Below are 7,794 nucleotides of genomic sequence, written 5' to 3' on the forward strand. Positions count from 1 at the left end.
CTAGTCTGGAAGAGGTGGAGAAACGCTACATCCGCAAGGTGCTGGAAGCCACTGGCGGCAACAAGCGCCGCACGGCGGAAGTTCTGGGCATCGCGCGGCGAACGCTCTACCGTCGCCTGGAAGACAGCGACGAGTGACCCATAACGAAGCCGCCCCCATGTCAGGGGGCGGTTTCGTTGAAGCGAAGCAATTCCCGGCAAAGTGCGATGAACCTTGTTTATGGTGGATAGCCATGTGAAAGCCATGGCCCAGCCCACCTGTGGGAGGCCAATTTTATTGGGCGACTGTCTGAGCGGGCACCCATATCAAGCTGGGTGCTGGAATCATCGCGAGCTGAAGCTCCCTCCCACAACCTGAGCAAGCACCTTGCCTGAATCACCCTGTGGGAGGCCAATTGATTCACTCCAGTCTTCGTAGAACCTAATTATCCACGCCCTCCCCAGGAGTCTCTTCAGGGGTGGTGCCATCATTGGCCATGGGGCCGGTGCTCATTGGCTCTTCCGGTTCGGGCTCTCCGTTAGGCGGCGAGCTGTCGCCACACCCCGCCAATACACCGGTCATCAAGAGCGCACTGAACAACATTGCATATACACGCTGGTGCTTTGGTGACTTCATGTCGTGCTCCTTCCCTTTTGAAAATTTCTTTTTGAAAACGCCCCTATTGAAAGCGAAATCGTTGAATTCATTTGGCAGGCCAAACACCTGCTTGTTTAACGCCTGCCTGTTTAACTTTAGCGGCTACTGACCAGGATGCAAAAAAACCCCCGCGGGCGCGGGGGCGAAAGGATGACAGGCCGTGTGGAGCAGCCGCAGGGAACAGACAGCTGGGCGACCTGCCATCGTAGGGAGCGGTAAACCTTACTGAGTCGTGGTCATGTCGTCTTCATCATCCGCAGGCACTTCGTCATTAGCGCCGGGCATTGGGTCGGTGCCTTCACCGAAACCGGGTTCTTCCTGCGGGTCGGTCATATCAGCGCCCTCACCGGGCATAGGCTCTTGGGTGGCTGCCGCATCATCTTCCAAACCTGGATCGGCGGCCATGGGGTCGTCCCCCATGGTGCCAGCGGGTTCTTCACCCATCATGCTGTCACCTTCGGTAGTACCGGGCACTTGGCCGGAGGTCGCATCCTGCTCCATGGTCTCAGGCTGTTGCGCCGGGGGCATCTCATCTTCACCATTTCCACAGCCTGCCAATGCCAGCGTGCTGACCGCTGCGGCGAGCATGCAGAGCGCCAATACACGAGGACGACGCTTGGTTGTCTGGGGAATCTGCTTATCCATAAGAGTTGCCTCCACTACTGATTAGATGTTGCTTGACCTGAGTCTTACCAAGAAACTGCACACAGCACGCCAAAAGCGCGATAAAAAATAAAAATCAAATAAAAACAGTAATTTAAAAACAAAAAATGAACGCCAACTGTTGCTGTCGACTTGGCATCTGGCAGGTTCAAAATGACACATGTGGCATTTTTCAGCTCAGCTACCGGTCGCGTTGTGACACGCCGGCACAGACCATGTATAATAATTTTTAATCAAAAAAATAAAAAATCACGCTTTCACATTATAAAAGCTTTCGCTACCCGACTGACGCTTTCCATTCATGATACGTCGCGGTTGCGTTGATAAACATTAATCAACATTTGCCACCCTAGTAATTGCATCATTCGCCTGCCAAGGGCCCGTCCCGTCACCTTCGGCAGTTTTTGTCCAACATGGAGAGGCTTTTGTGGAAAACCCAGACGCTAAACATCCCCCTGAAGAGCCGGTCTCGGAGGGCATTCCTGCCCCGGATGGCCCGGCCAACCTGATAGATACCGACTACGTGATCGGTCAGGACAACATTACCACCAGCACCATGGGGTTCAGCCTTGACCTGCACGGCAAGGTATTTACCATCTCGGCGCTGGTGGTACTGCTGTTCGTGATCCTCACACTGGCGTTGCAGGACACCGTCGCGCCGCTTTATAACTCGATTTTCGGCTTTCTGACCGGCAACCTGTCGTGGTTCTTCATTCTGTCCGCCAATATCTTCGTCCTGCTTTGTCTGGGCCTGATCGTATCGCCGCTGGGCAAGATTCGCATCGGCGGAGCAGACGCCAAGCCTGACTTCACTTATATCGGCTGGTTTTCCATGCTGTTTGCGGCGGGTATGGGCATCGGGCTGATGTTCTTCGGGGTCAACGAACCGCTGACCCATTTTGGCACCTCGCTGGACGGCGGAGACTGGGCACCGTTGGCGGGAGCCGAAGGTGACACGGCTGCCGCCGCTGCGCTGGGCATGGCCGCGACCATTTTCCACTGGGGTCTGCACCCGTGGGCCATTTACGCCGTGGTCGCGCTGTCGCTGGCGCTGTTCTCCTTCAACAAGGGTCTGCCGCTGTCGATGCGCTCCGTGTTCTACCCGCTGCTGGGTGAGCGCGTATGGGGCTGGCCAGGGCACCTGATCGATATTCTGGCGGTGTTTGCCACGCTGTTCGGTCTGGCGACCTCGCTGGGGCTGGGTGCTACCCAGGCCGCTGCTGGCTTGAGCTACCTGTTCGGCGCACCGGAAAGCGATGTCACCATGATCCTGTTGATCATCGGCATCACCATCATTGCCATCGGCTCCATCATTGCCGGGGTCGACAAAGGCGTACAGCTGCTGTCGAAAATCAACATCGCCATGGCGGCGGCACTGCTGTTCTTCGTCATTGCGGTAGGCCCCACCCTACTGATTGCCACGGGCTTTTTCGAAAACCTGATCAACTATGTGGTGCATCTACCGGCCCTCTCCAACCCCTTTGGCCGTGAAGATGCCAACTTCAGCCAAGGCTGGACTGCCTTCTACTGGGCCTGGTGGATCTCCTGGTCACCCTACGTCGGCATGTTCATCGCGCGGGTTTCCCGTGGCCGTACCGTTCGTGAATTCCTGATCTCGGTGCTGCTGGTGCCTTCGATCGTCTCGGTGCTGTGGATGACCACGTTCGGTGGCACTGCCATCGACCAGTACGTGAGCCAGGGTATCGAAGCCGTGCGTGACGCCGGTGTGGACCTGCAGCTGTTCGTGATGCTGGAGCAGTTGCCGCTGTCGCAGATCACCTCGTTCATTGCCATTCTGCTGGTCATCATCTTCTTCGTGACCTCGTCTGACTCGGGCTCGCTGGTCATCGACTCCATCACGGCCGGTGGCAAAGTGGATGCTCCCAAGCCGCAGCGCGTGTTCTGGGCGATCATCGAAGGTGCCATTGCCATCGCCCTGCTGTTGGGTGGCGGCCTGACGGCCCTGCAAACCATGGCCGTATCGACGGGCTTCCCGTTCACCATCATCCTGCTGGTGGCCTGCTACGCCATCATCAAAGGGCTGATGAGCGAACCCAAAGCCGTTTGATCCCTCCTTGGCCAGCGTTTCTTGCTGGCCTTACGCAAAACGGGCAGCCCATGGGCTGCCCGTTTTGTGTTTGCCACTCCCCCCACACTATTCCGTCAGCACCACAGCGCCTTGAGCGGCGTATCCGGTGAGTAGTGGTTGGCGATTTGCGCCTGCAGCAGCTCGGCGGTGGCCAGCGCATCCACCAGGGCGTGGTGCCCCTGGTAGGGCGGCAAGCCATAGCGTTCACGGCTGGCATTGAGCCGAATCGAGACCGGCGGCCTGCCCAGCCAGCGGCGAAAGCGCGCCCACAGGGTCTGCCGATGCAGCCTGGCCTCCAGCGACATCGTGTCGATCATGGGAAACAGCACGCCCTCGCCGCGCCGTTCCTTCACGGCGGCATCCAGAAAAGGGCGCTCGATGTTGCGAAAATGGACCACCACCACTCGGCCCGCCAGCACCTCCAGCAGCTCATCCAGCACCTCGTCCAGATCAGGGGCGTCAGCCACCTCCGAGTGGGTGATATGGTGGTAGGCGATGGAGGCTTCGTCCAGCGGCCGCGCAGGCTTCACCACCCAGTAACGTCGCTGGGCAAGCGGTATCCGCCCCAGCGTAAAGGGCACAGCCCCCACGCTGACGATACCGTGGCGACGCTCGTCCAACCCGGTGGTTTCCAGGTCCAGCGCCACCATGGGCACCTCGCTCAGAGGGGTGTCGGGGGCTGGCAAGGGCGTGCTGAAGAAACGCTGCAACGCCTCATTATCAGCGCGCTGGGCGCGAGCAGCCATGTAGCCAGCCCAGTCGACCTGGGTCACTTTCTGACGTGGGCGAATACCGTGCATATCAACGCCCCTGCCGTTGCGTGGGAATCGGGTAGCGGAACTTCAGGAATTTCTGCGCATGGCTCAGCACCTGAAACGCATCCTTGAGCGTGTGCCGCTCGCTGTCTTCGACGTTTTCGGGTTCGATGTTGTTATCCGGCTCGCGCTCTTCCTGCAGGTCGATGACCTGATGGCGAATACGCGACATGCACAGGAACTCCAGGGCATAACTCAGCTTGTCGCTGACCCCGGTGGCCAACAGCTGGGTCTGGCTGATGTCGTTCAGCCGCTGAAAAGAGTTCTGCGCTTTGGAGCCACAGGCCAGCGCATGCACACGAATCAGGTCTACCATGGGCGCCGTACCACGCCGCTTGAGGTTGATGGAGTTGTTGTGCTTGCCATCCTTTTCCATCACGAACGTGCGGAAAAAGCCCAGCGGGGGCGTACGGTTCAAGGCATTACGCGCCATGGCGGCCAGAAACAGCGGCGACTGAGGTGCCGTCTGGGCGATCAGGTCCTGAAGCGCTTCCACGTAGTGTTCTTCGCCATAGATACTGTCCAGGTCGAAAAAGATCGAGCTGTGCAGCAACCTCTCCGGGGTGGGGTTGGCCATCCAGTCCTGGAAGTAGCGTTTCCACACGCTCAGCGGCTGGCGCCACTGGCGGTTGGTGGCCATGACATCGCCTTTGCAATAGGTGTAGCCACAGGCGGCCAATCCATCGCTGACAAAGGCTGCCAGCGCCTGGAAATACGCGTCGTGCTCGTCCGGGTCGAAATCATCGGACAAGATCAGCGCATTGTCCTGGTCCGTCACGATGCTCTGCTCGTTACGCGCCATGGACCCATTGACCATGAAGCAGTAAGGCACCGGGGGTGGCCCCAGCGACTCTTCGGCCAACTCCAGCAAACGGCGGGTAAAACTGCGCCCGATGGTCGATAGCGCGCTGCCCACCATCTGTGAATTGGCCCCCTCCTGCACCATGCGTACAAAGGCAGCACGCACATCGGGCAACAGCCTGGCCAACCCTTGGGCGCTGGACTGGTTGAAAATATTGCTGACCAGATAAAGCCCGCTATGGGTCTCGTAGCGAATGATATCGGAAAGATGCACTACACCTACCGGGCGCTGGCGATACAACACCGGCAAGTGATGTACGTTACTGCGCAGCATCACCAGCATGGCCTCGTAGACCGTGGCATCCGACTGGACGGTAATCAACCGCTCTGAAACCACATCGCCCACGGGCGTGGAGGGCGCCAGCCCTTCGGCCACGACCCGCGTGCGGAAATCGCTGTCGGTGAGAATGCCGCACATCTGCCAGGTCTTGCCTTCGCTGTCCTGAAAGCTGTAGCGAGGATGATTGCTCCCCTCCTCGATCACCAGTACGGCTGATGCCTGGGCAGCGCTGATCTGCTGTGCCGCCTGCTGAACGCTGGTGGTGGACTCCACCATCACCGGATAACGTGTCACCAGCTTGCGTATGCGCGTGACCATCATGTCGTTGGACTTCTTTTGATGTTCGGCAGCGCTTTCCAACCGTGGCCGCTCCAGCTCCACGAAGTCGGCAAACTCATCGTCTTCCTCACAGAGCCGCTGGAAAACGTCGTTGGGTATGAAATAGATCAACGTATCTTCGATGGCCTTGGCAGGAAAGCGCACCTTGTGATTACGCAGCAGGCTGAAATGACCGAAGATGTCTCCTTCTGCCAGACGATTGTAGAGCTCGCCCTGCCGCCGATACACTTCTACTGCACCGCTGCGGATATAGCACAGCTCATCGAGGGGGGCGCCCAGCTCGAGAATGTCGCTACCCGTCTTGAAGTAACTTACCTCCACCCGGGCGGCAATGGCGTCCAGTAGCTCATCGGACAGCCCATCGAATGGCGGGAACTGTCCCATGTGCTGGCGGATTTCCAGAAGCTCCACGTCCATACGCTCTCCTGCAGAGGCTCAAAGGGTTAATGATCAGCCATTTAGTGTGGCGTGTGCGTCGGTAGAGGACAACCTTCAACCTGGGTGAACCACGCAAAAAAGCCCAGCGCGTTGGCGCTGGGCTTTTGGACCACAGAACAGGCAGGTACTTCGCACGTTAAGGAAAATCTGGCACTATCCTGCCTGTCTCGATGGTTCACCACCGCCAGAGGCGGTGGCAACAGGCTTATGACTGGCTAGCCATTTCCTGTACACGCTGCATCATTTCCGGATCCTGCTGGATGGATTGTCCGATAGCATTGAACGTATCGACGTCCAGACCGCTGTCTTCGACCACTTCGATCATGCGGTCATTGGCTTCAGCGCGAACTTCCTGTTGGGCAGCTTCGTCTTCTGCTTCCTGCAGACGCTGTGTGTACTCCTGAGAGATCACGGCGATTTCTTGAGAAGCATCGGCGAACTGCTGTAGCTGCTGATCAGAAAAATCCTGTGCAGGCGCCTGCTGGGTCGCCATCGGATCTTGTGTCGGGTCCTGGGCTTGCTGGGCGTGGGCAGTGCCCGCCATCAGGCCAGTGGCAAGGAGAGCAGCAGAGAACAAAGCAGTCATACGTTGCATGGTAAGAAACCTCATTGGCGCGTTATGAATGTGCACAGTGGGACGCGTGGTTCAGGCACAGGTTCAATCTTTTATGTAAAAACACGTTACAAGAAGAACAGAACGCAACAACAGATAAACAACACGCTGGCAATAGGAGCTTTATGTCTAGCCACTTCAAGGCCTTGCAAAACATGCACAGCCATTCGCTCGCGCTGGCTGCCATGCCTGGGCTCTTCGTGCTGTTATGGAGCACGGGGTTCATTGGTGCCAAGTTTGGCCTGCCCTACGCCGAACCCTTCACGTTTTTGTTTATCCGCTTCGTGTTGACGCTGCTGCTGCTCGTACCGCTGACCTTGCTGATGCGCATTCCATGGCCGAGTTCACCAAGGCTATGGATGCATATCGGGGTCTCGGGCCTGCTCGTGCATGCCACCTATCTTGGCGGCGTATTCTATGGCATTTACCTGGGAATGCCAGCAGGCTTGACGGCCTTGCTGGTGGGCTTGCAGCCGCTGTTGACCGCCGCCTGTGCAGGCCCACTGCTGGGCGAACGCCTGGGCGCGCGGCAGTGGCTAGGCCTGGCGCTGGGGCTGGTGGGCATCTGCCTGGTACTGGGTAGCAAACTGGAGTTTGGCAGTTCGCTGTTCAGCGGCTTTGGCATGGGGGCACTGGTCAGTGTACTGGCCGCATTGCTGGGTATTTCATTGGGCACGCTGTACCAGAAACGCTACTGCACCAGCATGCCGCTGCTGTCGGGTGCAGTGATTCAGTACCTGGCAGCAGGCACCCTGCTGGGCCTGGGGGCGCTGTTGTTCGAGACCCGCTCCATAATGTGGAGCACAACCTTCCTGCTGACCCTGGGCTGGCTCGTGCTGATTCTGTCAATTGCCGCTATCCTGTTACTGATGGCCTTGATAAAGAAGGGGGAGGCTTCTCGCGTGGCAAGCCTCTTTTATCTGGTGCCTCCCGTGACCGCGCTACAGGCGTGGTGGCTATTTGATGAGCGGCTGCCGCTGATGGGGCTCATCGGCATGCTCATTGCCATCGCCGGGGTGGTGATGGTCGTCAAATCCGCCAGCAATTGACGTCCTCCCCG

8 protein-coding genes are annotated in these 7,794 nt (G+C 58.2%); 3 read left to right on the forward strand and 5 right to left on the reverse strand.

Going from position 1 to position 7,794, the window contains the following annotated elements; all coding sequences use genetic code 11:
• Positions 1-137 (forward strand): helix-turn-helix domain-containing protein (locus B7L71_RS17960; RefSeq protein WP_139790044.1); only part of this gene is annotated, 137 nt, incomplete at its 5' end.
• A gap of 283 nt (positions 138-420) precedes the next feature.
• Here B7L71_RS17960 and B7L71_RS03805 read toward each other — a convergent pair.
• Positions 421-615, reverse strand: coding sequence for a hypothetical protein (locus B7L71_RS03805; RefSeq protein ID WP_081136101.1), 195 nt, complete (start codon positions 613-615; stop codon positions 421-423).
• Between the two features lie 243 nt (positions 616-858).
• Positions 859-1,281: a hypothetical protein gene (locus B7L71_RS03810; RefSeq protein WP_081136103.1), complete on the reverse strand. Its 423-nt coding sequence runs from the start codon at positions 1,279-1,281 to the stop codon at positions 859-861.
• 445 nt (positions 1,282-1,726) lie between these two features.
• Here B7L71_RS03810 and B7L71_RS03815 point away from each other — a divergent pair, with 445 nt between their 5' ends.
• On the forward strand, positions 1,727-3,367 hold the full coding sequence (locus tag B7L71_RS03815; RefSeq protein WP_081136104.1) for a BCCT family transporter: 1,641 nt from the start codon (positions 1,727-1,729) through the stop codon (positions 3,365-3,367).
• Positions 3,368-3,462: 95 nt separating this feature from the next.
• On the opposite strand, the gene B7L71_RS03820 is transcribed toward B7L71_RS03815, so the two are convergent.
• The 3 genes from B7L71_RS03820 to B7L71_RS03830 form a co-directional block, all read right to left on the reverse strand.
• Positions 3,463-4,188 (reverse strand): 3'-5' exonuclease, encoded by a 726-nt coding sequence (locus B7L71_RS03820; protein WP_081136106.1) that lies wholly within the window; start codon positions 4,186-4,188, stop codon positions 3,463-3,465.
• Position 4,189: 1 nt separating this feature from the next.
• Entirely contained in the window at positions 4,190-6,100 is a 1,911-nt protein-coding gene (locus B7L71_RS03825; RefSeq protein WP_016916331.1) for a DUF294 nucleotidyltransferase-like domain-containing protein, read from the reverse strand.
• Positions 6,101-6,326: 226 nt separating this feature from the next.
• Positions 6,327-6,716 carry a DUF4168 domain-containing protein gene (locus B7L71_RS03830; protein ID WP_016916330.1) on the reverse strand — a complete coding sequence of 130 codons (390 nt, stop codon included), beginning with the start codon at positions 6,714-6,716 and terminating at the stop codon, positions 6,327-6,329.
• 143 nt (positions 6,717-6,859) lie between these two features.
• Here B7L71_RS03830 and B7L71_RS03835 point away from each other — a divergent pair, with 143 nt between their 5' ends.
• Positions 6,860-7,783 (forward strand): DMT family transporter, encoded by a 924-nt coding sequence (locus tag B7L71_RS03835; RefSeq protein WP_081136107.1) that lies wholly within the window; start codon positions 6,860-6,862, stop codon positions 7,781-7,783.
• The last annotated feature ends 11 nt before the right edge of the window (positions 7,784-7,794 follow it).

The organism is Halomonas sp. BC2, from assembly GCF_002078115.1.
GTDB lineage: Bacteria > Pseudomonadota > Gammaproteobacteria > Pseudomonadales > Halomonadaceae > Vreelandella > Vreelandella stevensii.

Excerpts from the sequence above, each read along its gene's own strand:
- B7L71_RS03830 (WP_016916330.1), bottom strand. The coding sequence starts at position 6,716 with ATGCAACGTATGACTGCTTTGTTCTCTGCTGCTCTCCTTGCCACTGGC.
- B7L71_RS03820 (WP_081136106.1), bottom strand. The coding sequence starts at position 4,188 with ATGCACGGTATTCGCCCACGTCAGAAAGTGACCCAGGTCGACTGGGCT.
- B7L71_RS03810 (WP_081136103.1), bottom strand. The coding sequence starts at position 1,281 with ATGGATAAGCAGATTCCCCAGACAACCAAGCGTCGTCCTCGTGTATTG.
- B7L71_RS03835 (WP_081136107.1), top strand. The coding sequence starts at position 6,860 with ATGTCTAGCCACTTCAAGGCCTTGCAAAACATGCACAGCCATTCGCTC.
- B7L71_RS03805 (WP_081136101.1), bottom strand. The coding sequence starts at position 615 with ATGAAGTCACCAAAGCACCAGCGTGTATATGCAATGTTGTTCAGTGCG.
- B7L71_RS03825 (WP_016916331.1), bottom strand. The coding sequence starts at position 6,100 with ATGGACGTGGAGCTTCTGGAAATCCGCCAGCACATGGGACAGTTCCCG.